The sequence below is a fragment of the Cellulosimicrobium cellulans genome, assembly GCF_016907755.1.
GTDB classification, from domain to species: domain Bacteria; phylum Actinomycetota; class Actinomycetes; order Actinomycetales; family Cellulomonadaceae; genus Cellulosimicrobium; species Cellulosimicrobium cellulans_D.
Window position 1 is genome coordinate 534,737 of sequence record NZ_JAFBCN010000001.1, and the last position, 23,379, is coordinate 558,115.

The 23,379-nt window shown below is 73.8% G+C and carries 16 protein-coding genes; 15 read left to right on the plus strand and 1 reads right to left on the minus strand.

Annotation, left to right across the window (positions count from 1 at the left end; translation table 11 throughout):
- Positions 1–147 precede the first annotated feature (147 nt).
- The 15 genes from JOE63_RS02350 (at position 148) to JOE63_RS02420 (ending at position 22,527) form a co-directional block, all read left to right on the plus strand.
- Positions 148–1,560 carry an ABC transporter substrate-binding protein gene (locus tag JOE63_RS02350; protein ID WP_204538820.1) on the plus strand — a complete coding sequence of 471 codons (1,413 nt, stop codon included), beginning with the start codon at positions 148–150 and terminating at the stop codon, positions 1,558–1,560.
- Positions 1,557–2,537: a carbohydrate ABC transporter permease gene (locus JOE63_RS02355; RefSeq protein WP_197088843.1), complete on the plus strand. Its 981-nt coding sequence runs from the start codon at positions 1,557–1,559 to the stop codon at positions 2,535–2,537. The genes JOE63_RS02350 and JOE63_RS02355 overlap by 4 nt, the downstream gene beginning before the upstream one ends.
- On the plus strand, positions 2,537–3,433 hold the full coding sequence (locus JOE63_RS02360; protein WP_087470567.1) for a carbohydrate ABC transporter permease: 897 nt from the start codon (positions 2,537–2,539) through the stop codon (positions 3,431–3,433). The genes JOE63_RS02355 and JOE63_RS02360 overlap by 1 nt, the downstream gene beginning before the upstream one ends.
- A 62-nt stretch (positions 3,434–3,495) precedes the next feature.
- Positions 3,496–4,461 carry an NAD-dependent epimerase/dehydratase family protein gene (locus JOE63_RS02365; protein WP_204538823.1) on the plus strand — a complete coding sequence of 322 codons (966 nt, stop codon included), beginning with the start codon at positions 3,496–3,498 and terminating at the stop codon, positions 4,459–4,461.
- A gap of 49 nt (positions 4,462–4,510) precedes the next feature.
- Positions 4,511–8,770 carry a discoidin domain-containing protein gene (locus JOE63_RS02370; RefSeq protein WP_204538826.1) on the plus strand — a complete coding sequence of 1,420 codons (4,260 nt, stop codon included), beginning with the start codon at positions 4,511–4,513 and terminating at the stop codon, positions 8,768–8,770.
- Positions 8,771–8,882: 112 nt separating this feature from the next.
- A complete protein-coding gene (locus JOE63_RS02375) occupies positions 8,883–9,896 on the plus strand; it encodes an aldose 1-epimerase family protein (protein WP_087470570.1) in 1,014 nt (337 codons plus the stop codon).
- Between the two features lie 118 nt (positions 9,897–10,014).
- Positions 10,015–10,755 (plus strand): ThuA domain-containing protein, encoded by a 741-nt coding sequence (locus tag JOE63_RS02380; RefSeq protein WP_204538829.1) that lies wholly within the window; start codon positions 10,015–10,017, stop codon positions 10,753–10,755.
- Entirely contained in the window at positions 10,752–11,891 is a 1,140-nt protein-coding gene (locus JOE63_RS02385; RefSeq protein WP_204538832.1) for a Gfo/Idh/MocA family protein, read from the plus strand. Before JOE63_RS02380 ends, JOE63_RS02385 begins: the two co-directional genes overlap by 4 nt.
- 92 nt (positions 11,892–11,983) lie before the next feature.
- Complete coding sequence (locus JOE63_RS02390) at positions 11,984–13,666, plus strand: lectin (protein ID WP_087470573.1); 1,683 nt, start codon at positions 11,984–11,986, stop codon at positions 13,664–13,666.
- 214 nt (positions 13,667–13,880) lie between these two features.
- Complete coding sequence (locus tag JOE63_RS02395) at positions 13,881–14,888, plus strand: LacI family DNA-binding transcriptional regulator (RefSeq protein ID WP_087470574.1); 1,008 nt, start codon at positions 13,881–13,883, stop codon at positions 14,886–14,888.
- A gap of 104 nt (positions 14,889–14,992) precedes the next feature.
- A complete protein-coding gene (locus tag JOE63_RS02400) occupies positions 14,993–16,252 on the plus strand; it encodes a sugar ABC transporter substrate-binding protein (protein ID WP_204538835.1) in 1,260 nt (419 codons plus the stop codon).
- A gap of 44 nt (positions 16,253–16,296) precedes the next feature.
- Positions 16,297–17,286 (plus strand): carbohydrate ABC transporter permease, encoded by a 990-nt coding sequence (locus tag JOE63_RS02405; protein ID WP_087470576.1) that lies wholly within the window; start codon positions 16,297–16,299, stop codon positions 17,284–17,286.
- Positions 17,283–18,101 (plus strand): carbohydrate ABC transporter permease, encoded by an 819-nt coding sequence (locus JOE63_RS02410; RefSeq protein ID WP_244286333.1) that lies wholly within the window; start codon positions 17,283–17,285, stop codon positions 18,099–18,101. Before JOE63_RS02405 ends, JOE63_RS02410 begins: the two co-directional genes overlap by 4 nt.
- A 24-nt stretch (positions 18,102–18,125) precedes the next feature.
- On the plus strand, positions 18,126–20,150 hold the full coding sequence (locus tag JOE63_RS02415) for a glycoside hydrolase family 31 protein (protein ID WP_204538839.1): 2,025 nt from the start codon (positions 18,126–18,128) through the stop codon (positions 20,148–20,150).
- A gap of 118 nt (positions 20,151–20,268) precedes the next feature.
- Complete coding sequence (locus tag JOE63_RS02420) at positions 20,269–22,527, plus strand: hypothetical protein (protein WP_204538842.1); 2,259 nt, start codon at positions 20,269–20,271, stop codon at positions 22,525–22,527.
- A 124-nt stretch (positions 22,528–22,651) separates the two neighbouring features.
- Here JOE63_RS02420 and JOE63_RS02425 read toward each other — a convergent pair whose 3' ends face one another.
- On the minus strand, positions 22,652–23,347 hold the full coding sequence (locus JOE63_RS02425) for a phosphonatase-like hydrolase (protein WP_087470579.1): 696 nt from the start codon (positions 23,345–23,347) through the stop codon (positions 22,652–22,654).
- Between the last annotated feature and the right edge of the window lie 32 nt (positions 23,348–23,379).

Sequence of the window (23,379 nt, forward strand, 5' to 3'; positions counted from 1 at the left end):
GAGTGCGCGGGACGGTCCGCGCGACGGTGGACGGGGCCGGGACAACGGGGTGTCCGGTCGCCGTCGTTGACACTGTACATCGAATTGATTTATGTTTCCGGAACCGCGACGCTGCCCCGGCGTCGCCCGTGGACCGAGAGGCTTCCCGTGAACCGACACCGACGTCGTCCGTTCCCCGCCCGCATCACCGCGACCATCGCCACCTCCGCCCTGCTCGCCGGCGCGCTCGCCGCGTGCAGCGGGCCGGCCGGTGGCGGCGGCAACGGCGGCGGCTCCGGCGAGGGCGACCCTGACAGCCTGACCATGTGGACCTTCAAGCAGTCCCACGTCGAGCCCCTCCAGAACGCCGCGAAGACGTTCGAGGAGGAGACCGGGATCTCGGTCGACGTGCAGGCGTACACCCCCGACGACGCGTTCATCACCAAGGTGCAGGCGGCCGCGCAGACGGGCGACCTGCCCGACGTCATGGAGGTCCACACGCACGGCGACGACTTCACGTTCGGGGGCGCCGGGCTGCTCGAGGACCTGTCCGACGACGTCGACGACGACTGGAGCTCGCGCTTCCTGCCCGCCGTCGCGGAGGACGGGACCGTCACCCCGGCGTACTACGAGCAGTCGCTCGCCGAGGGCTCCAAGACCGCCGGGATCGAGGAGGGCCAGCGGTTCTCCGTGCCCTTCACGATCGGGACGTTCGGCATCGTCTACGCCAACAAGGAGCGCCTCGAGGCGGCGGGGGTCACCGAGGCCCCGAAGACCTGGGAGGAGTTCGTCGCGGCGCTCGACGCCGTCAAGCAGACGAACCCCGACGACGGCGGCGTGAGCATCGGCTTCCAGTCCTCCACGACGGGCCTCGAGTGGCTCATGCAGCCGATGGCCTACGGCCAGCTCGGCAAGGACGACTTCGGCGCCCTGTTCGGCCAGGACCCGGCCAAGAACTTCGCGTCGCCCAACGGCGTCAAGGTGCTGGAGACCTACAACCAGATCCAGCCGTACTGGATGCCGGGCACGCAGTCGCTGACGATCGACGACGCGGACATCGCGTTCGCGCAGGGCAAGTCGACGTTCGACATCGGCGGCACGTTCACCCTCGCCTTCCTCGCGCAGAACGGGATGGACGCCGAGAACATCGTGACCTTCCCGGTCCCGGCCCCCGAGGGCGGTGCGATCGACGACCTCCAGCTCGCCCCGTTCGGCCTCACCGGCCTGTCGGTCTCCGCGACCACGGGCAACAAGGACGGCGCGCTCCAGTGGATCAAGTACCTGTCCGAGCAGGACGTGGCGGCCACGTTCGCGAAGGACGCCCTCGACGTCCCGCCGGTCGACCTCGGCGACGACCCGTCCTCGACGGTCGGCCCGGTCCTCGGCGCGATGATCGGCGCGTTCGGCGAGGGCGAGAACGCCTACAACCCCGGTGACACGTCGTACCGCCCCGCGGCGTACGACGCGGCCCAGGTGGGCGACGCCGTCATGGAGCTGACACCGCTCGCGACGCAGGACGTCGCAGCCGTCTCGACGACCGTGGCGACGCTCATCGACACGTTCTGGTCGCAGTCGAAGTGACCACCCCCGCGACGATCGCCGCCGACGCTCCCGCCCACGGGAGCGTCGGCGGCGGCCGGCGCCGCGGCCGGCAGAAGATGCGCTACCGCGGCAAGGAGGTGGCGTGGGGCTACGTCTTCATCGCTCCCGCGCTCCTGCTGTTCCTCGTCATGGGCGTGTACACGCTCTTCTTCGGCGCCCAGCTCTCGTTCGTGCGCTGGAACGGCCTCACGCCCACGTGGGAGTGGGTCGGGCTGAAGAACTACGCCGACCTGCTGTGGGCGAGCCCGATCTACGCCCCGGTCGTGCACCGTGCCGCGCTCAACACGCTCGTCGTGATGATCGCCGTGCCGATCCTCATCCTCGCGGTCGCGTTCCCGCTCGCGATCGTGCTCAACCAGGCGCGCCGGTTCGCCGGCGTCCTGCGCTCCGTCTACTTCGTCCCGTACGTCACGGCGGGCATCGCGGTCTACATGGCCTGGCAGTACGTGCTGGAGCCCAACGGCGCGATCAACCTCCTGCTGCGCGCGCTCGGCCTCGGCAGCCTCGCGCAGCCGCAGGGCTGGCTCGGCAACCCGTCCACGGCGCTGCCGACGCTCATCGTCATCATGGTCTGGTCCGGGGTCCCGGTCGCGATGCTCCTCTACCTGACGGGCCTCCAGTCGATCGACTCGTCCGTCCTCGAGGCGGCCCAGCTCGACGGCGCCGGGTGGTGGCGCACCAACTTCTCCGTGGTGCTGCCGCTCCTCAAGGGCACGACCGCCGTCATCATGCTGCTCAACGTGCGCGACGCGCTCCAGGGCTTCCAGATCTTCCTCATCATGACGAACGGCGGCCCGGCCGGTCGTACGAACGTGCTCGGCCTCGAGACCTACGACCTCGCGTTCCAGCAGCAGCTCGCCCCGACCCTCGGCCTCGCGAGCGCGCTCGGCTGGCTCCTGTTCTTCGCCGCGCTCGCCGTCGCGATCGTCAACCAGCGCGTCACGAGGGAGAAGTGATGACCACCGTCGCCGACCGCACGCAGCTCCCCGACGTGCCCGCCCTCACCCCGCGCCGTCGCGGCACCCCCGCCAAGGTGGTGGTCGCGCGCGTCGTGGTGGGCGTGCTCCTCGTCGGGTACGCCGTCGTGAGCCTGTACCCGTTCCTGTGGATGGTCTCGGCCGCGTTCAAGACGCAGCAGGAGATCGTCATGGGCGGGGGCAATCTCATCCCCGCCGAGCCGACGCTGTCGACCCTGGTCGACACGTGGAGCCGGCTGCACTTCTTCGACTACTTCCTCAACAGCGTCAAGGTGACGGGCCTGACGACGCTCGGCGTCGTCGTCGTGTACTCGGCCGCGTCGTACGCGTTCGCGGTGCTGCGCTTCCCCGGGCGGCAGGCGTTCTTCCGCCTGTTCCTCGTGCTGCTGTTCGTGCCGGGCGTCGTGACGCTCCTGCCGATCGTGCTGCTCGAGAACCAGCTCGGGATCCTCGGCACGCACCTCGGCCTCATCCTGCCGTTCGTCAACGGCACCGCGCCCCTGTCGATCCTGCTCCTCACCAACGCGTTCCAGTCCGTTCCCGGGGAGCTGCGGGACGCCGCGCGGGTCGACGGCGCGGGCGAGCTGCGCATCTTCGCACGCGTCTACGTGCCGCTCGCGCGGCCCGCGATCATCACCATCGCGCTGCTCACCGCGATCCCCACGTGGAACGAGTACCTGCTGTCGCGGGTGTCGCTGAACGACCCGTCGACGTTCACGCTCCCCATCGCGCTCCAGCAGCTCCAGTCGTCGAACGTCGTCCAGTACAACCAGCTCATGGCGGGCGCGCTGATCGTCGTGATCCCGGTGATCATCCTCTTCCTCGCGACGCAGCGGTACTTCGTCAACGGCCTGGTGGGTGCCGTGAAGGGGTGACCCCGGGGGCCTCTCGGCCCCGACCGCGCAGCACGCACCACCGCACAGATCGGAACCACGCCATGAACTCCACCACGTCCACCGACGCGCCCACCGGGCCCGCCCTCCTGCCCGGGGCCACGCTCCTCGTCACGGGGGCCGCCGGGGTCATCGGGCGGGTCGCCGTCCCGCGCCTCGCCGCCGCTGGCTACCGCGTCGTCGCCACCGACCGCGCGCCGTTCGACGCGCCGGCGGCCGTCGCGAGCCTGGTCGGCGACACGCGCGACGCGGCCTTCGTCGACGCCGTGCTCCGCGCGGGGCAGGGTCCGGACGCGCCCGCGGTCGACGGCGTCGTGCACCTCGCGGCGATCGCGTCGCCGGGCCAGGTGCCCGACGACGAGACGGTCGCCCAGAACGTGCAGGGCGCGTTCTGCGTGCTCGACGGCGCGGGCCGGGCGGGCGTGCGCGTCGCCGTCGCGGCGTCGTCGTTCTCCGCGTACGGCTACCCGTGGGCGGGGCGGCACCTCTCGCCCGCGTACGTCCCGGTCGACGAGGCGCAGGAGTCGGTCGCGGTGGACGCGTACGCGCTGTCGAAGCTCCTGTCCGAGCAGGTGGGGGAGTACGTCACGCGGCGCTACGGCCTGCCGACGACGATGCTGCGCATGCCGTTCGTCGGGTCGGGCGACCGGCTGCGCGAGTGGGTCGACCTCGCGCACCGCGACCCGGGCGCGATCCGGCAGGAGCTGTGGACGTGGCTCGACACGCGCGACGCGGTCGACGTGGTGCGCGCGATCCTCGCGTCGGGCGTCACGGGCCACCACGTGGTCAACGTCGCCGCGCCCGACACGACGAGCGACGTCCCGACGGCCGAGCTCCTCGAGCGCTTCCACCCGGGCTCCCGCGTGACGCGGCCCCTCGACGGGTTCGCGTCCGTCATCGACACGACCGCGGTGCGCGAGCTGTTCGGGTTCGTCCCGCGCCACGACTGGCGCACGGGCGACGCGCTCGACCCCGCGGCCGAGGCGCCGGCCGAGGGGGTGAGCGCCTGACCCCCTGAGCACGCACGCGTCAGTCAGTCCGAGAACAAGGGTGTTGAGGATGAGCATGCATGCTGGAGCAGGACGGGTCGTCGCCACCGGCGCGGCCCTCGTCATGGCGGTGACGGGGCTCGTGGCCCCCGCCGTCGCGAGCCCGGTGGTCGACGTCGACCGCTACCCGGTCGGGGTGGGCGCCGACCTGTCGACGACCCCGCGCACGCACGGGATCGCGGTCGCGACCGCCCCGACGACCGGTGCGCAGGCGACGGGCGAGGAGGGCGGTCGCGCCTTCTGGCGCACCGACGCCGCGGCCGGCGCCGAGCGGATCGCGCTCGACGTCGCGGACGCGTACGTCGGGCGCCTCGCCGACGTGCCCGGGTACCTCGTGGTGGACCACCGCGCGGGCGAGCAGGTGGTCGCGACCGCGGCCGACGGCTCGGTGCTCGGTGCGGGCTCGGGCGCGGGCGCGCCGGAGGCGGACGCCGACGGCGACGGCTGGACGTCGACCGTCGTCGCGCTCCCCGCCGGGGCGCTGGAACCGGGCACGCAGGCGGGCGGCGACCCCGAGGTGTCGCTCGCCGCGGCCGACGGCGAGCTCTCCGTCGCGTCCGTACGCGTCGTCGCGCAGGGCACGAGCGTGGACCTCGGCCCGACCGTCGCCGAGCGCGGGATCGCCGTGCGCGCGGGCGACGCGACGGCGGGCCTCGTCACCGGGACGGCGGACGGCCGTGGGTACTGGCAGACCGGCCGGGCCCAGGGCACGAACTTCGTCTACGCCAACGTCTCGGACGCGTACGCGCTCGACACGCGCGACCGCGTGCTCGTCGACGCGACCGTGCAGCAGGGCGGCGGCGACATGTTCCTCCAGTACGACTCGCCGGGCGACACGATCCCGCACATGTTCAAGCCGTCGCCGCGCCTCGCGCTCGGCACCGACGGCTCGTGGGTGTCGCGCTCGTGGCTGCTCGACGACGCGGTCCTCACCAACCGCTCCAACGGCTCCGACTTCCGGCTCTCCGTCGAGGGGTCGCCGCAGGACGTGCGGATCGACTCGCTCGCGGTGACCGTCGTCCCGCGGGAGGTGGACCCCGCGATCGCGCTGCGGCGCCTCGTCGAGCGGGCCGACGTCACGTACGCCGCCGCCCGCGAGGGCGAGCGCGACGGCCAGTACCCGGCGGGCTCGCGCGCCGGGCTGCGCGCCGCGATCGACGCGGCCGACGCCGTCGCGCAGGACCCCGACGCGAACGGCGACGCGGTGGACGCCGCGACGACCGCCCTGGAGGACGCGCTCGAGGACTTCCTCGGGTCGCAGGTCACGACCGACCTCGCGCGCGGCAAGCCCGTGACCGTGAGCTCGGGCGGCCCCGCCGCGGCGGCGACGGACGGTGACCGCGGCACCGCGTGGACCTCCGCGCGCGACGGCGACGCCGAGTGGGTCCAGGTCGACCTGGGCGCCGTCACCGAGATCGACGAGGTGCTGGTGCGCTGGACGCCGGACTACGCGCACGTCTACCGCGTGGAGGTGTCGACGGACGGCACGACCTACGACGAGGTCGCGAGCGCCGGCGCGATCGACGCGACGGGCGTGCGCACGCGGTTCGAGCCCGTCGACGCACGCTACGTGCGCCTCGCGCTCGACGAGCGGGCGACGCAGCGCGCGACGTTCGCGCTGACCGACCTCGAGGTGCGGCGGGCCCCGGCCGTCCCGGTCGACCCCCGCCTCGTCGAGACCGTGTTCCCGACGGAGGACGTCGTGGTCGCGGACCAGGTGGTCACGGACTTCGGTGCCGACCCCACAGGCGAGGCGGACTCGACCGCGGCGATCCAGGCGGCGCTGTACGCGTGCCAGGACGCGACGGGCGGCACGGTGTGGCTCCCCGCGGGCACGTACCGCGTGACGGGCACGCTCGAGGTGCTCCCGCACTGCACGCTGCGCGGCGACCACCCCGACCGCGCGATCTCGCCGGACGCCGACCCGCTGGACGGGACGGTCGTCGTCGCGGACCTGCCGTCGGGCGACGACGGCCCGAGCCTGTTCCGCGTGGGCGGCAACGCGGGCGTCGTCGGCGTGACGACGTACTACCCCGGCCAGGACGCGGCGGACCCGGTGCCCTACGGTTTCACGGTCGAGCTCCCGGGCCGCGCGTGGCAGGGCGAGCAGAACTACATGATGAGCAGCGTCGAGCACGTGACGATGCTCAACTCGTACCGCGGCATCGGGATCTCCACGATGGCGCACGACCGCGGCGAGGGCGGCCCGGGCTCGCAGGTGCACGAGATCGCGAACGTGCGCGACGTCGTCGGGACCGCCCTGTTCGAGGGCGTGGTCGCGTACAACGGCGCGGACGTCGGAACGTGGCAGGACGTCACGTTCGACAACGGCGTCTGGGCAGGTGCGGGCGCCGCGTACGACGCGCCGGAGCGTGCGGTCCTCGACGCGTGGACGCGCGAGCACGGCACGGGCCTGGTGCTCGGCGACCTGGAGTGGGACGAGTTCTCCGGGATCTCGGTCGCGGACTACGAGGTCGGCATCCGCATCGTCAAGGGTCAGCGCGCGAGCTTCACCGGGTCGTTCCTCGACACCGAGGTGCGCCGCACGGACGTCGCCGTCCAGGTCGAGGTCTCGGACGACCGCTGGGGCACCGCCTTCGCGGGTGGCACCCTCGAGGGCTCCGAGGCTGCGGTCCGCAACACGTCGGGCGGTTACGTCAAGCTCACGGGCACGGACGTGGACGGCGCCCTGGAGGGCACCGTGCACGTGCTCGACGGCCCGGCAGACGGGGTCCCCGCGACACCGGAGACGGTCCTCGCGCCGCGTCCGACCGAGCGGCTCGTCGACGTCACGAAGGCGCCGTACGACGTGCCCCGCACGCCCGGCCGGTTCTCCGACGTCGACGTGACGGCGGCGATCCAGGCGGCGCTCGACGACACCGCGGCCGCGGGCGGCGGCGTCGTCTACCTGCCCGCGGGCTGGTACACCGTGCGCGGCCACCTCACGGTGCCCGCGGGCGTGGAGCTGCGCGGCTCTGCGGGCGTCGCGAACCGCGACTCGCTCGAGCTGAGCGGCGGCACCGTGCTCCTCGCGTACGAGGGCGGCGTGGCGCCGGCGGCGCCGGGCGAGCCCGACCCGTCGGTCGGCGAGACCGCGTTCGTCACCCTCGCGGGCGAGGACGCGGGCCTGCGCGGGCTGCGGGTCTTCCACCCGGAGAACAACCCGGCCGGCCCGGACGGCGTCCGGTCCTACCCGTTCGCCGTGCGCGGCGACGCGCCGGGGGCCTACGTGGTGAACGTCGGCCTGACGAACGCGTGGAACGCGATCGACCTCACCGCCGCGGCGGACGGGTTCCTCGTGCGGCGCGCGGTCGGGCTCTTCCTCTCCGAGGGCGTGCACGTCGGCGCCAACGCGGGCGGCACGGTCGAGAACGTGCTGTCGAACGGCAACGTCATCACGCGCCTCGCGTACGGACTGCCGGGCTGGGTCGAGGGGGCCGACCTGTTCGGCCAGGTCATCGACCCGGTCGCGCGCGAGCGCGAGGTCCTCGTGCGGGCGACCGGGTCGCAGGACCTCACGGTGCTCAACACGTTCGCGTACGGCACGCGCGACGGCATCGTCGCGAGCGACGGCGCCACGGTGCGGGCCTTCAACCTCGGGACCGACAACCTCGGCCCGGGCGGGCACACGGTCGACGCGGACGCGTCGAGTGCGGTGAGCGTCGTCAACCTCATGCGGTTCAACGGCACGACGAGCCGCGGACCGGTGACGATCGTCAACCCGCTCGCCATCCACATGGCGACGTCGGCGCTGGGCGTCGCGGCGGACGCCGCGGAGGGCGCCGCCGGGGCCGTGCGGGTCGAGGGCAACGAGGCGGAGCCGGGCCGGTACGAGACGGGGAGCGCGGTGGCCGTGGTCGCCGAGCCCGCCGAGGGGTCGGCGTTCGCCGGCTGGCGCGACGCCTCCGGCGCCGTGGTCTCCCAGGACGCGCGGTACGCGTTCGAGGTCGCGGGCGACACGTCGCTCACCGCCGCGTTCGTCGTCGCCCCGACGTCGGACGTCGAGGTCGAGGCGACCGGGCGGTGCCTCGCGGGCCGCGCGTACGTCGCGGTCCGTGCCCGCAACGGCGGCGACGAGCCCGTGACGGTGCGCCTCGCGACGCCGTTCGGGGAGCGCACGGTCGACGACGTCGCACCGGGGAAGAGCGCCTACCAGTCGTTCGCGACGCGGGCGACAGCGGTCGAGGCGGGCACGGCGCAGGTCACCGTCACCGCGGGCGGCGGCGACGTCGTCCTCACGGCGCCGTACGCCGCCGTGCGCTGCGGCTGACGCACCCCGGCCGCGCACCCGCGCGACCGGCACGACGGCGGGGTCCGGGGCGACCCGGACCCCGCCGCCCACGGGCGGGCCCGCAGGAGGCCCGCAGGAGAGGACGCAGGACATGACGGCAGCGGGCGACGAACCCGGGACGATCCACGGGGCGGACCCCGGCGAGGTCCGGCGCCGCGCCGGGTGGCTCGGCCAGGTCGCGCGCGTCGAGCAGCTCGTCGACGCCGACGGCCCGGCCCGCGGGGCGCGCCGGGTGCGCGTCGTGACGGGCGGCGGGCTGGAGCTCGACGTGCTGCCCGACCGCGCGCTCGACCTCGGCCAGGTCACGGTGCACGGCGTCCCGCTCGCGTGGATGGCCCCCGCGGGTCTCGCCGCGCCCGGGCTCTACCAGGGGGACGACTTCGGCACGACGTTCGGCGGCGGGCTGCTCGTCACGTGCGGCCTCGACCACGTCGGGTCGCCCACGGTGGACGACGGGCGGCGGTTCCCGCAGCACGGCCGGCTCACCGCGGTCCCGGCGAGCGTCGAGCGCGCGGCGGTCGTCGGGGACGAGGTCGTGGTCGAGGGCGTCGTGCGCCAGGCGTCGCTCCACGAGGAGCACCTCGTGCTCCGGCGCCGGGTCCGCGCCGGCCTCGGGACGACGTCGGTCACCGTCGAGGACACCGTGACCAACGAGGGGTGGCGGCCCGAGCCGCACCTCGTGCTCTACCACGCGAACCTCGGGTGGCCGCTCGTCTCCGAGGCCGCGGAGCTCGACGTCTCGTCGCAGCACGTCGAGCCCGACGGGCCGGACGCCGTCGGCGACCCCTGGCGCGAGATCACCGCGCCTGCCGACGGCTACCGCCAGCGCGTGCACCGGCACGACCTCGTGCCCGGGACCGGGCGGGCCGTCGTGACGAACCGCGACCTGGGGCTGCGCCTGACCGTCTCGTTCCCGACCGCGACCCTGCCCGTGCTGTACCAGTGGAAGATGTTCGCCCCCGGACAGAACGTCCTCGGGCTCGAACCCATGAACGCCCCCGCGATCGGCGGCCGCGTCGCCGCGCGCGAGGCGGGCGTCCTGCCCGTCCTCGCGCCGGGCGAGTCCGTCTCCTACGCCGTGCGGTTCGACGTCGAGCGCGTCTGACCCCGCCCCGCCCGGACCGCACCGCGAGCCCCCGCGAACCACCCGAACCGCACCACCCGAACCGCCCGTCGACCCGCCAGCCCGCGCCCCGCGCGAGACCGCCCAGGAGGCCGTCGCCATGACCGACCGCACGTCCCCGCCCACCGCCCTCGTCGTCCGCGGCGGCTGGTCCGGGCACCGGCCCGAGGAGACGACCGACCTGTTCGTCCCCTTTCTCAGCGCGCAGGGGTACGTCGTGCGCGTCGAGCCGTCGCCCGCCGTGTACGCCGACGCGCGCACCATGGCGCAGGTCGACCTCGTGGTGCAGAGCGTGACCATGAGCGAGATCAGCCCCGAGCAGGTCGCCGGGCTCGTCGCCGCCGTCGAGGCGGGCACGGGCCTCGCGGGCTGGCACGGCGGCATCGTCGACTCCTACCGCGCGAGCAGCGAGTACGCGCACCTCGTCGGCGGGCAGTTCGCCCACCACCCGCGCCGCACCGCCGGCCCCGGCACCCCGCTCGGGCCGCTGCGCGGCGACGAGACGGACAGCTTCGTCACGCACGCCGTGCGCGTCGTCCCGGAGCAGTCCCACCACCCCGTCGTCGCCGGGCTCGACGACTTCGAGATCACCACCGAGCAGTACTGGGTCCTCACCGACGACTACGACGACGTCCTCGCGACGACGACCGTCGAGGCCCGGCCCGAGGACCCCTGGCACGACCCGTCGACCTCGCCCGCCGTCTGGACGCGACGGTGGGGCGCGGGCCGCGTGTTCGTGTGCACCGTCGGGCACCGGCCCGAAGACCTGGAGCACCCGACCGTCCGCACGATGGTCGAGCGCGGGATGCTGTGGGCGAGCCGGCAGGAGCACGCGCTGTGACCGCCGAGGCACCGACCCTCGCGGCGACGGCCGGAGCCACCGGTCGCCCGGCGGGCGTGGGGATCGTCGGCTGCGGCGCGATCAGCGGCCAGTACCTCGAGACGCTGCCCCGGCTCGACGGCCTGCGGCTCGTCGCCGTCGCGGACCTCGACCCGGAGCGCGCCGCGGCCGTCGCGGCGGAGCAGGGCGTGCGCGCCCTCACGGTCGACGCGCTCGTGCGCGACCCCGAGGTCGACGTCGTCCTCAACCTCACCACGCCCGGCGCGCACGAGGAGGTGGCGCTCGCGGCCGTCGCAGCCGGCAAGGACGTGTACGGCGAGAAGCCGCTCGCCGCGGACCGGGCCGCCGCCGCGCGGGTCCTCGCCGCGGCCGACGCCGCGGGCGTGCGCGTCGGGTGCGCGCCGGACACCGTGCTGAGCACGGGGGTCCAGACCGCGCGCCGCGCGGTCGACGACGGCCTGCTCGGGACGCCGGTCGCGGCGACCGCGACGATGGTCACGGCGGGCCACGAGCGCTGGCACCCGCACCCCGACTTCTACTACCGCCCCGGCGGCGGGCCGCTGCTCGACATGGGCCCGTACTACGTCACCGCGCTCGTGCACCTGCTCGGCCCGGTGACGTCCGTGGTCGGCGCGTCGAGCCGGGCGCGCACGACGCGCTCGATCGGCTCCGGGCCGCGCGCGGGCGAGGAGATCCCGGTCGACGTGGACACGCACGTGACGGGCGTCCTCACGCACGCCTCGGGTGCGCTCTCGACGCTCGTCATGAGCTTCGACGCCCCGGCGAGCCAGGCGCCCCCGATCGAGGTCCACGGCACGCTCGCCTCGCTCCAGGTGCCCGACCCGAACGGGTTCGACGGCGCGGTCCGCGTCCGCGAGGCCGCCGGGGACGCCTGGCGCGAGCTCCCGGTGAGCGCGGGCTTCCACGGGGCCGGGCGCGGGTACGGCCTCGCGGACCTCGTCGCCACGCCCGACGGCGTCGAGCCGCGCGCGGGCGGCCGGCTCGCCCTGCACGTGCTCGACGTCATGGAGTCGTTGCTCGACGCCGCCGGCTCGGGCACGAGCGTGCGGGTGGCCTTCGCGACAGACCGCCCGCGAGCCGTCCCGCTCACGACCGTCCCCGACGAGAGGGGGTAGCTCACCGACGCTCTGCACGAGACGTGACCGACCGTGCCGGGACCGCGACGACGACGTCGCGCCGGCGCCCCCAGAGAAACGGACTTGAGCACATGAGCTTCACCCGACGTTCCTTCCTCGGCCTGACGGCCGCTGCCGCGGCGACCGCCGCCGTCGGCACCTCCGCCTCCGCCGCCGGCACTGCCACGGCCGCGCTCCCGGGCGCGGCCGCCGCGGTGAGCCCGCCCGGCGACGTCGTCGGCAAGATCACCGCCGGCTACCAGGGCTGGTTCGCGTGCCGGGGCGACGGTGCCCCCATCGACGCGTGGTGGCACTGGGCCCGCCAGGCCGACCAGACGCCGTCCACCACCAACACCGTCATCAAGTCGTGGCCCGACGTCCGCGAGTACACGACGACGTACCAGACCGCGTTCCCTGCGCTCGGCGACGGCCGCCCCGCGCGCCTCTTCTCGTCGTACGACCAGCAGACGGTCGACACGCACCTGCGCTGGATGGCCGAGAACGGCATCCACACGGCCGCGCTCCAGCGCTTCAACCCGTTCGGCGGCGAGGGCCCGACCCGCGACGTCATGGCGAGCCGCACCCGCACCGCCGCGGAGCGCGCGGGCGTCAAGTTCTACGTCATGTACGACGTGAGCGACTGGTACGCGATGCGGAACCAGATCACGCAGGACTGGACGACGAAGATGTCCGCCCACGTCGCCTCGCCGGCGTACGCGCGGCAGAACGGCAAGCCCGTCGTCGGGATCTGGGGCTTCGGGTTCGACGACGCCCAGCGTCCGTTCACGCCGCAGGAGTGCCAGGAGGTCGTCGACTGGTTCCAGGCGCAGGGGTGCTACGTCATGGGCGGCGTCCCCACCTGGTGGCGCGAGGGCACCGGCGACTCCCGCCCGGGCTTCGCGGACGTGTACCGGTCGTTCGACATGATCTCGCCGTGGCTCGTGGGCCGGATCGGGAACGTCGCGGGCGCGGACGACTTCTACCAGCGCGCCACCGTGCCCGACCTCGCCGAGTGCACGCGCCTCGGCATCGACTACCAGCCGTGCGTCCTGCCGGGCGACCTGCAGGAGGGCCAGCGCGCGCACGGCGACTTCATGTGGCGGCAGTTCTACAACCACGCCCGGGCGGGCGTCGCGAGCGCGTACATCTCGATGTTCGACGAGTACAACGAGGGCAACCAGATCGCGAAGACGGCTGCGACGGCGGCCGACGTCCCGGCCGGGTCGGGGATGCGCGCTCTCGACGAGGACGGCACCGCGTGCTCGCCGGACTACTACCTGCGCCTCACGAACGACGGCGGCCGGCTGCTGCGCGGCGAGATCGCGCTCACGGCGGTGCGCCCGACGCCGCCCGTGGTCGGCGGCGGGCCGGGTCCCGTGACCGGGCTCGTCACCCTCCGGGCCCGCGCGAACGGGCAGTACGTCCAGGCCCGCCAGACCGACGGCGGCACGCTCGTCGCTGCCGGTCCGACGGTCGGCGCGTGGGAACGGTTCCGGCTCGAGGAGCTGGGCGGCGGGGTCGTGGCGCTGCGCGCCGACGTCGACGGCCGCTATGTGTGCGCCGAGGGCGCGGGTGCGCAGCCGCTCGTCGCGAACCGCGCCGCCGTGGGCGCGTGGGAACGATTCCGGCTCGAGGACCTCGGCGGCGGGGCCGTCGCGCTGCGCGCCGAGGTCAACGGGCGCTACGTGTGCGCCGACGGCGCGGGCGCCCAGCCGCTCGTGGCGAACCGCGCGGCGGTCGGCCCCTGGGAGACCTTCGACCTAGTCCGCCTCTGACCCCGCTCCGTGCCGAACACGGGGTTGGTGCCGTCATTCGACGGATGACGGCACCAACCCCGTGCTCGGCGGCGAGGAACCTCGTGGTCGAGGCGGTGAGGACATGGTGAGGACGTGTCAGCGGGCTTGTCAGGGGAGGGGGGCGGCGTGCTACAGTCCGTCGAACCGGTTCGACAGAGGGGTCGACCTGGACGACGAGGACGGAACAGCGACGATGGTGACGATCGGCGACGTGGCGCGGCACGCGGGGGTCTCCCGCAGCACCGTGTCGTACGCGCTGTCCGGCAACCGTCCCATCAAGACCGAGACGCGCGAGCGCATCCAGCAGGCCATCCGCGACCTCGGGTTCACGGCGAACGCCGGTGCCCGCGCTCTCGCGACGGCCCGTACGTCGATCATGGGTCTCGTCGTCCCGTTCACGCCCGAGGAGTTCGCCCCGGCGACGCTGGGCTACGTGCTCTCGGTCTCCGAGAACGCGCGCAGCCGCGGCTACGACGTCCTGCTGGTCACGCGCCAGGAGGGCGACGCGGGCATCGCGCGCCTGACGAGCTCGGGCCTCGTGGACGGGCTCCTCGTGCTCGACGTCCAGCGCCACGACGCGCGCATCCCGAGCCTGCTCGAGGCGCGCCAGCCCGCCGTCCTGCTCGGTCTGCCCGACGGTGACGTGGCGCTCGACCGCGTGGACCTCGACTTCGCGGGCGCGGGGCGCAGCCTCGTCGAGCGCCTGCACGGCGAGGGGCACCGGGAGATCGTCTTCCTCACGCTCCCGCGCGAGGTCTTCGACCAGGACCTCGGGTACGCCTGGCGCGTGCGGGAGGCCGTGCGGTCCACGGCGGCGGCGCGCGGGATCGTCGTGCGCGAGGTCGAGGGGGCGACGGAGCCGGCGGAGCGTGCGCGCCGGATCGGCGAGGTCCTCGACCGCCGCGGTGCCGCGACGGCGTTGCTCGTCCACAACGACGGCGCGCTCGTCGACCTGCCGCTGCTCTTCCGCGAGCGGGGGATCCGCGTGCCGGAGGACCTGAGCGTCGTGACCCTGTACCCCGACCGGTTCGGCCGGATGTTCTCGCTGCCCTTCACGGCGATCGAGACGTCGGCGAGCGAGATCGCCGAGCGTGCGGTCCAGATGCTCGCCGAGCGCATCGAGGACCCGGACCTGCCGCCGCGCCGGGAGCTGCTCGAGCCGGTCCTGGTGGACCGGGGGAGCAGCGCCGCGGTGCCCTGAGCTTCTTTTTTGTGGCGTCGAATCGAACCGGTTCGACGATCGTCGGACCGGCAGGCGCCGGGACGACCGCCAAGCACGACCACTGGATTCAGAGAGGAAGACCGATGGTTCACACCGTTCAGCACCGCCACCGTCTCGCGGGGGTGGTCGCGACCGCGGCGGCGGGTGCGCTCGCCCTCACCGGCTGCGCGTCGTCGCAGGACCCCGCGGACGGCTCCGGCACGGGTGACGCCGAGGGCGGCTCCTTCACCCTGTGGGACCCGTACCCGCAGTTCGACGAGACGTCCGCCTGGGCGACGCTGCTCGACACGTGCGCGGCGGAGGCCGGCGTCGAGATCACGCGCGAGGGGATGGACACCAGCGCGCTCACGAGCAAGCTCCTGCTCGCCGCTCAGGCCAAGAACGCACCCGATCTCGCCGTCATCGACAACCCGCTCGTCGCTTCGATCGCCGAGACCGGGCTCCTCGCCTCGACCGACGAGCTCGGCCTCGACACGAGCGCGATCCTGCCCAACGCGCTCGCCGCCGGGCAGCTCGACGGCACCGCGTACGGCGTCCCGCTCGGCTCGAACACGCTCGCGCTGTACTACAACGCCGCGATCCTCACCGAGACGGGCATGCCGGAACCGACGACGTGGGCAGAGCTGCGCGACGTGGTCGCCGCGGCACAGGCGGCGGGGCACCAGGGCATCGCCTTCAGCGCGGTCGGAACGGAGGAGGGGACGTTCCAGTTCCTGCCGTTCTTCTGGGGTGCGGGAGCCGAGCTCGACGACCTGGACTCCCCGGAGGCGGTCGAGGCGCTCACGCTCTGGACGGACTTCGTGACGAGCGGGGCGGCGTCCGCCTCGGTGCTCAACTCGACGCAGGCCGACGCGAACGACCTCTTCCTCGCCGGCGACCTCGCGTTCCAGGTCAACGGGTCGTGGCAGCTGCCGCTGCTCGACGCCGGTGACGTCGAGTACGGGATCGTCCCCATCCCGGGCGTCGACGGCGGGACCGCGCCGGCGCCGCTCGGCGGGGAGTTCCTCACGGTGCCCGTCGCCGACGCCGAGCGGCAGGCGACGTCCGCCGAGCTCGTCGCCTGCATCACCGAGCCGCAGAACTCGCTCGAGTGGGCCAAGGGGCTCAGCTACGTCCTGCCCGTCGACGACCCTGACCTCGAGAGCCAGCAGATCGAGCAGACGCCCAACCTCGCGGCGTTCATCGACGCCGTCGGCTCGGCCCGTGGCCGGACCGCCGACCTCGGCACCGACTACCCGAGGGTCTCCGAGAAGCTCTGGACCGCGGTCCAGGAGGCGCTCAGCGGGACGAAGACGCCGGAGCAGGCGCTCACCGACGCCCAGGCGGCGGTCGACGCCGGCTGACGGCCGACGGACCGATCGACGGACTGACCGAAGGAAGCCCCACCATGACCGCAGCGCCCCACGTGGTGCGCGACGCCGAGCCCTCCGCGGGCCGGTCCGACGACGTCGGGTCGGCCCGCGGGCGGGGCCGCACCCCGGCGACACGCCGACCGGGTGCCGCCCGGGCGGGCTGGACCGCCTGGGCGTTCCTCGCCCCCGTCGTCGCCTACCTCGTCCTGTTCTACGCCGTGCCCATCGTGCGCAACGTCGCGATGGGGTTCCAGGAGTACACGGTCCGCTCGTTCGTCACGGGCGAGGCGCCGTTCGTCGGGTTCGACAACTACGCGGCCGTCGTCGCGGACCCGCTCTTCTGGCCCACGGTCGCGAACACGGCCGTGTTCACCGTGGCCTCGCTCGTCTTCCAGTACGGCATCGGGCTCGCGCTCGCCGAGTTCTTCTCGCGGCACTTCCCGCTGTCCGCGCTCCTGCGCTCGCTCTTCCTCCTCCCGTGGCTCCTTCCCCTCATCGTCTCGGGGTCGGTGTGGCGGTGGATGCTCGACAAGGACAACGGGATCGTCAACGCGGCGCTCGGGCTCGTCGGGGTCGACCCGGTCGGGTGGACCGTCGACCCCCGCTACTCGCTCCTCGCGGTGATCGTCGTGAACATCTGGATCGGGGTCCCGTTCAACATGGTGATCCTCTACGGCGGTCTGCAGGCCGTGCCCGCGTCCCTGCACGAGGCCGCGGCGCTCGACGGCGCCGGTCGCTGGCGCACGTTCCGGAGCATCACGTTCCCGCTCCTGCGGCCCGTGACGACGGTCGTCCTGCTCCTGGGCCTCGTCTACACGCTCAAGGTCTTCGACGTCATCTGGATCACGACGCAAGGTGGGCCGGCGAACTCCTCGCAGACGCTCGCGACGTGGTCCTACCAGCTCTCGTTCGGCCCCCAGCTCGAGTTCGGCCTCGGCGCCGCGGCGGGGAACCTCCTCATCGCCCTCGCGCTCGTGTTCGGGCTCTGGCACATCCGCGCGCAGCGCACCGAGGAGGAGTCGTGAACCACGGCACCCGTTGGCCCCGCACCGTCGTCGGTCTCCTGCTCTGCGCGGTGATGCTCTTCCCGCTGTACTGGATGGTCGTCGTCTCCCTGACACCGCGTGCCGAGCTGCTCGCCGGTCCCGTCCGGCTCGTCCCGGCGTCGGTCACGCTGGAGGGGTACGCCCGAGCGCTGGGCGACCAGCTTCCCTTCCTCGGGACGTCGCTCGTCGTGGCGCTCGGGGCGGTCGCCCTCACGCTCCTGGTCGCGATGCCGGGCGCGTACGCGCTCGCGAAGCTCTCGCCCCCGCGCAGCGGGGGTGTGACGTTCGCGCTGCTCGTGGGGCAGATGATCCCCGGCATCGTCATGGCGACCGGCTTCTACGCGCTCTACGCGCAGCTCGGCCTGCTCAACACCCTGCCGGGTCTGATCCTCGCCGACTCGACCCTCGCGGTGCCGTTCGCCGTGATCGTGCTGCGCGCGTTCATGCAGGGCATCCCCGGCGAGCTCCTGCAGGCGGCCGTCATGGACGGCGCGGGGCCGCTGCGGACGTTCTGGCAGATCGTCGTCCCGCTGTCGCGCAACGCGATCGTCACGGTCTCGCTGTTCGCGTTCCTCTTCGCGTGGTCGGACTTCCTGTTCGCCGTGATCCTCACGTCGAGCGGCGGACCACAGCCCTTCACGCTCGGCATCTACCAGTACATCTCCAACTACTCCAAGGACTGGAACGCGATCATGGCGACCGCCGTCGTCGCGTCCGTCCCCGCGACCGTGCTCCTCGTCGTCGCCCAGCGCTACGTCGCCGCGGGCATCACGACCGGCGCGGTCAAGGACTGAACCCTCCCAGCACGAAGGACAGCAGTGGCACTCTTCGAGAACGTCCCGGGTGGCCTCGTCGCCCACCACCGGCACGAGGTCGTCCGCATCGACGCCTGGGGCCGCGACTCCGTGCGCGTGCGCGCCGCGCGCTACCGGATCGACGACGCGGACCACGGTGCGCTCGAGGCGCCGCCGCCCGGCACGCCCACCCCGGTCGTGACGACGGACGAGTCCAGGGCGACGGTCGTCGTCGGCGAGCTCACCGTGGTCGTCACGGTGCCGTCGGACGCGGCGAACCCGGAGCTCGAGGTCGCGTTCCACCGGACGTCGGACGGCGCCGAGCTGCTGCGCGAGCAGCCCATGCACTCCTGGGCGCCCGGCCCCCGCACGTACACGGGGACCCGCACGGGCACGTACGAGCTGCGGCAGGAGTTCGTCGCCTACGACGACGAACGGCTCTTCGGCCTGGGTCAGCGCACCCACGGCCGGCTCGACGTCAAGGGCCTCGCGCTCGACCTCGTGCAGCGCAACGGCGAGGTGAACGTCCCGTTCGTCGTGTCGAGCCGCGGGTACGGGTTCCTCTGGAACAACCCGGCGGTGGGTCGCGTCGAGTTCGCCGCGAACGCCACGCGCTGGCAGGCCGGGCAGTCGCGCCAGATCGACTACTGGGTCACGGCCGGCTCGCCCGCCGACGTCCTCGCGCGGTACGCCGACGCCACGGGCCACTCCCCGGACCTGCCCGCGTGGGCGAGCGGGTTCTGGCAGTCCAAGCTGCGCTACCGCACCCAGGACGAGCTCCTCGAGGTCGCGCGCGAGCACGAGCGTCGCGGCCTGCCGCTCAGCGTCCTCGTGTGCGACTACTTCCACTGGACCGCGATGGGCGACTTCGCGTTCGACCCGGCGGAGTGGCCCGAGCCCGAGGCGATGGTCAAGGAGCTGCGCGAGATGGGCGTCGAGCTCATGGTCTCGATCTGGCCCACGGTCTCGCCGCTGTCGCGGCACTGGGCGAGGTACCGGGACGAGGGGCTGCTCGTCGGGACGGACCAGGGCCTCGAGGTGCACCAGACGGTGCGCGACAAGGGCATGGCGACGCCCATGGCCGTCGGCTTCTACGACCCCAGCAACCCGCGCACGCGCGCGTTCGTGTGGGACCTCGTGCGGCAGAACTACCTCGACCTCGGCATCCGCGTGTGGTGGCTCGACGCGAGCGAGCCCGAGCTCAACCCCGCCGACCCGCAGAACGTCGTCCTGCACGCCGGCCCCGGGGCTCAGGTGATCAACGCCTACCCCCGCGACAACGCGCGCCTCTTCGCGGAGGGTATGGCGGCGGAGGGCCACGAGCCCACCGTGCTCCTCTCGCGCTCGGCCTGGGCGGGCTCGCAGCGCTACGGCGCGGCCGTGTGGTCGGGCGACATCCCGGCGACCTGGGACTCCCTCGCGACGCAGGTGCGCGCCGGGCTCGGCGTCGCGATGTCCGGGATCCCGTGGTGGACCACCGACATCGGCGGCTTCCACGGCGGCGACGCCGCGGACCCGGCCTACCGCGAGCTCATGGTCCGCTGGTTCCAGTTCGGCGCGTTCTGCCCGCTGTTCCGCCTGCACGGCGACCGGGAGCCGCGCACGGCGACGGGGTTCGACCAGACGGGCGGGCCGAACGAGGTCTGGTCGTTCGGCGACGAGGCGTACGCGATCCTCGCCGACCACCTCCACGTCCGCGAGCGCCTGCGCCCCTACCTGCACGAGCAGATGTCGCGCGCGGCGCGCGACGGGCTGCCGCCCATGCGACCCCTCTTCGTCGACTTCGGCGACGACGCGCGTGCGTGGGACGTCGACGACCAGTTCCTCCTCGGCCCCGACCTGCTCGTCGCGCCTGTGCTGCGCGCAGGCGAGCGCGAGCGCGACGTCTACCTGCCCGCCGGGACGGCGTGGACGGACGCCTGGACCGGGCAGCGGTACGACGGCGGCGCGACGGTCCGCGTGCCCGCGCCGCTCGAGCGGATCCCCGTCCTCGTCCGGGACGGCGCCGACGTGCCCGTCGCGCCGCCGGAGGGCTCGGCGGCCGACTGAGGGCAGCACACGTCGTCGGCCCCGGGGTGACCCGGGGCCTGGCGGCCGCCCGGACCCGGGCGGCGACGCGCCGTCGTACCCGCGGTGCGCAGGTCATCTCACGCAAGGGAGCGAGAACATGACAGCACTTCGCCGACGCACGACCCCGGGCCGGGAGCACCGCCCACCGGGAGGGACGGCACGGCGCCGCGGTCCGGCCGCGCTGGTGGCCGCGGTCGCGACGGCGGCGCTCGCCGTCGGGATCGTCGTCGCGCCCGCGGCGCCGGTCGCCGTCGCCGCGGAGGCGACCGTGACCGTGGACCTCGCGGACTCGACGGGGAGCCCGAACGAGGGCATCGGGCGCGGTTTCCTCTACGGCCTGAGCCGGGACGGCAGTGGCCCGTCCGACGACCTGCTGCTGCCCCTGCGGCCGACGTCGTTCCGCAGCGGCGGCGAGATCGACGAGGTGGGCACGCGCGGCTGGGCGTTCGGGCAGGCGCAGTTCGAGCCGCGCTACGCCGCGATGCGCGACCAGGCGCTGCGCGTGACGAACCCGCCCTACGACGCGACGTTCGACATGATCCTGTCCGACCTGTGGGGCTCGGACGGCTCGGGGACGCGGCCGAACCCCATCCCCGAGCCGTGCGACGACGGCCCGACGTGCGCGGAGTGGGTCGCGTTCCTCACCGAGCTCGTCGACCGGCTCGACCAGGACGGGCTGCTCAAGGACTCGGTGCGGTTCGACATCTGGAACGAGCCGGCGGAGAACTCGTACTTCTGGCCGCGCAGCCAGGCGCAGTACCACCAGATGTGGAACGCGGCGGTGCGGACCCTGCGAGACCTCTACCCCGACGCCGTGATCGTCGGGCCGTCGATCCCCAACTACCACTGGCCGACGCTCCAGAGCTACCTCGACCAGGCGAAGGCCGCGGGGACCATGCCGGACATCTGGAACTGGCACTTCAGCGGTGAACCGCTCGCCGACGCCGCGGAGGCGCGCGCGCGGCTCGCGGACGCCGGGTTCGCGGGCATGCCGATCGCGATGAACGAGTACCTCTACTCCGACCAGCAGTTCCCGGGCTTCTCCGCCTGGTATCTCGCGCAGCTCCAGCGCGCCGGGTACGAGTCGGCGTCGCACGCCATCTGGTCGGACTGCTGCGACCAGGGCCTGCTCGACGGCCTGCTCGTGCGCTCGGGCGGCGACCTGCTCACGACGGGCCGCTACTGGGTCTACAAGGCGTCCGCCGACGCGACGGGCGAGGTCGTGCGCAGCGTGCCGGCCGGTGGCGTCGAGGTCCTCGCGACCCGCGACCAGGGCGCGGCGCGGGCGTCCGTCCTCCTCGGCTCCCGCGGCACGTTCACCGGGACCCTCACGCTGCGTGTCGAGAACGTCCCCGCGTGGCTGCGCGGCGGCGGCGAGGTGCACGCCGTGGTCGAACGCCTGGCCGACGGCGTGCAGGCCGCACCTGCGGTGGTGAGCTCCGCGCCCGTGACGTTGTCCGGCAGCACGGCGACGATCGCGATCCCGTGGGCCGCGGCGAAGGACGCCTACTCGGTGCGCCTCTCGCCCCAGCCGGGAGGTCCTGTGACACCTCCCGGAGACGTGACGGTCGACGCGAACGCCACCGGCCCGGGCGCGTTCACCTACTCCGCGGGGTGGGGGTCGACGACGGGGATCGCCGACATGTACGCCGGGACCGCCCGCTGGTCACCCACGGCGGGCAGCACGGCGTCGTTCACCTTCACCGGGACGTCCGTCGACCTCTACACGGTCCGCGACACCGACCAGGGACGGATGAACGTCACCGTCGACGGCGGGCCGCCGGTGCTCGTCGACAACTATGCCGCGAGCAGGACGGGCTCGGCGCTGCGGTGGAGCAGCGGCACGCTCCCCGCGGGGACCCACACCGTGACAGTGACCGTCACGGGCACGAAGAGCGCGGAGAGCTTGCACACGACCGTCGCGCTCGACAAGGTCGTCCACCGGTCCGCGGCTCCGACGGTGACGACCGTGGACTCGTCCACCACGACCGGGACCCACCGGTTCGCCTACGGGGCCGGGTGGGGGACCACGACGGGAGTCCCGGACCTGTACGCCGGCACCGCGAGCTGGTCCTCGGGTGCGGACCGGACGGCGACCTTCACCTTCACCGGGGCCCGGGTCGACCTGTACACGGTCCGGGACACGGACCAGGGGATCGCCGAGATCCGGCTCGACGGCGGCCCGCCCGTGCTCGTCGACGGCTGGCGTGCGTCACGCCAGGCCGGTGCGGTCACGTGGACGAGCGGGCCGCTCGCGCCGGGCGCCCACACCGTGACCGTCCGCTCGACCGGGACGCGCGACCCGGCGAGCACCGGGTTCACCGTCGCGCTCGACCGCGCCGACGTGACGGCGTGACGGCGTGACGGCGTGACCCCGTCGGGGCGGGGCGGCTCTGGTGCGGCCCCGCCCCGATCGTCGCGTGCTCGGCGACGGGGTCGCGCTGCGGTCCCGTCGCCCGACGACGAGGAGGACGCGTCCGTCAGCGCGCCGGCTCGACCTCGCGCACGTCGTCCGCGACCTCGCTCAGCACGGCCGGGAGGTCGGCCACGCTGTCGACGACGTGGGTGTGCGGCGCCGCCTCGAGGACCGCGCGCGGGACCCCGCCGCTGAGCACGCCGACGACGACGCGTGCCCCCGCCTGGGTCCCGGCGCGCAGGTCGAGCACGGTGTCGCCCACGGTGAGGACCTGCGCGACGTCGGTGACGCCCGTGCGCTCCATGGCCCGGTGGACCATGTACGGCGCGGGGCGGCCGGCGGGGACGTCGTCGGTCGTGACGACGGCGTCGACGACGCCCGTGCGCCACCCGAGCCGGTCGAGCAGGAGCCCGGTGACGTCGGCGGAGAAGCCGGTGGTGAGGGCGAGGCGCGCGCCACGGTCGCGCAGCGCCGCGAACGTCTCGAGCACGCCGGGCATCGCGACGGGCGGGGTCGCGTCGTACGCCTCGCGCAGGATCCGCTCGAAGTCGGCGAAGGTCTCCTCCACGGCGGCCGGGTCGCCGCCGAGCGCGAGCAGCGCGCGGATGGCGGTGCGCTTGTCGGCGCCCATCCAGCGCGCGACGTCGTCGACGTCGGCGGTGCTGCCGTGCCGGCGCACCGCGTCGTGCAGCGCGCGGTAGACGGCTCCTCCCTCCTCCACGGTCGTGCCGGCGATGTCGAAGGCTGCGAGAGCGATCACGGGGTGTGTCCTTCCGGTGGGGTGGTGCGGTT

Coding starts and splice junctions, on each gene's coding strand:
- JOE63_RS02360 (WP_087470567.1), top strand. CDS start 2,537: ATGACCACCGTCGCCGACCGCACGCAGCTCCCCGACGTGCCCGCCCTC.
- JOE63_RS02365 (WP_204538823.1), top strand. CDS start 3,496: ATGAACTCCACCACGTCCACCGACGCGCCCACCGGGCCCGCCCTCCTG.
- JOE63_RS02370 (WP_204538826.1), top strand. CDS start 4,511: ATGAGCATGCATGCTGGAGCAGGACGGGTCGTCGCCACCGGCGCGGCC.
- JOE63_RS02375 (WP_087470570.1), top strand. CDS start 8,883: ATGACGGCAGCGGGCGACGAACCCGGGACGATCCACGGGGCGGACCCC.
- JOE63_RS02380 (WP_204538829.1), top strand. CDS start 10,015: ATGACCGACCGCACGTCCCCGCCCACCGCCCTCGTCGTCCGCGGCGGC.
- JOE63_RS02390 (WP_087470573.1), top strand. CDS start 11,984: ATGAGCTTCACCCGACGTTCCTTCCTCGGCCTGACGGCCGCTGCCGCG.
- JOE63_RS02395 (WP_087470574.1), top strand. CDS start 13,881: ATGGTGACGATCGGCGACGTGGCGCGGCACGCGGGGGTCTCCCGCAGC.
- JOE63_RS02400 (WP_204538835.1), top strand. CDS start 14,993: ATGGTTCACACCGTTCAGCACCGCCACCGTCTCGCGGGGGTGGTCGCG.
- JOE63_RS02405 (WP_087470576.1), top strand. CDS start 16,297: ATGACCGCAGCGCCCCACGTGGTGCGCGACGCCGAGCCCTCCGCGGGC.
- JOE63_RS02420 (WP_204538842.1), top strand. CDS start 20,269: ATGACAGCACTTCGCCGACGCACGACCCCGGGCCGGGAGCACCGCCCA.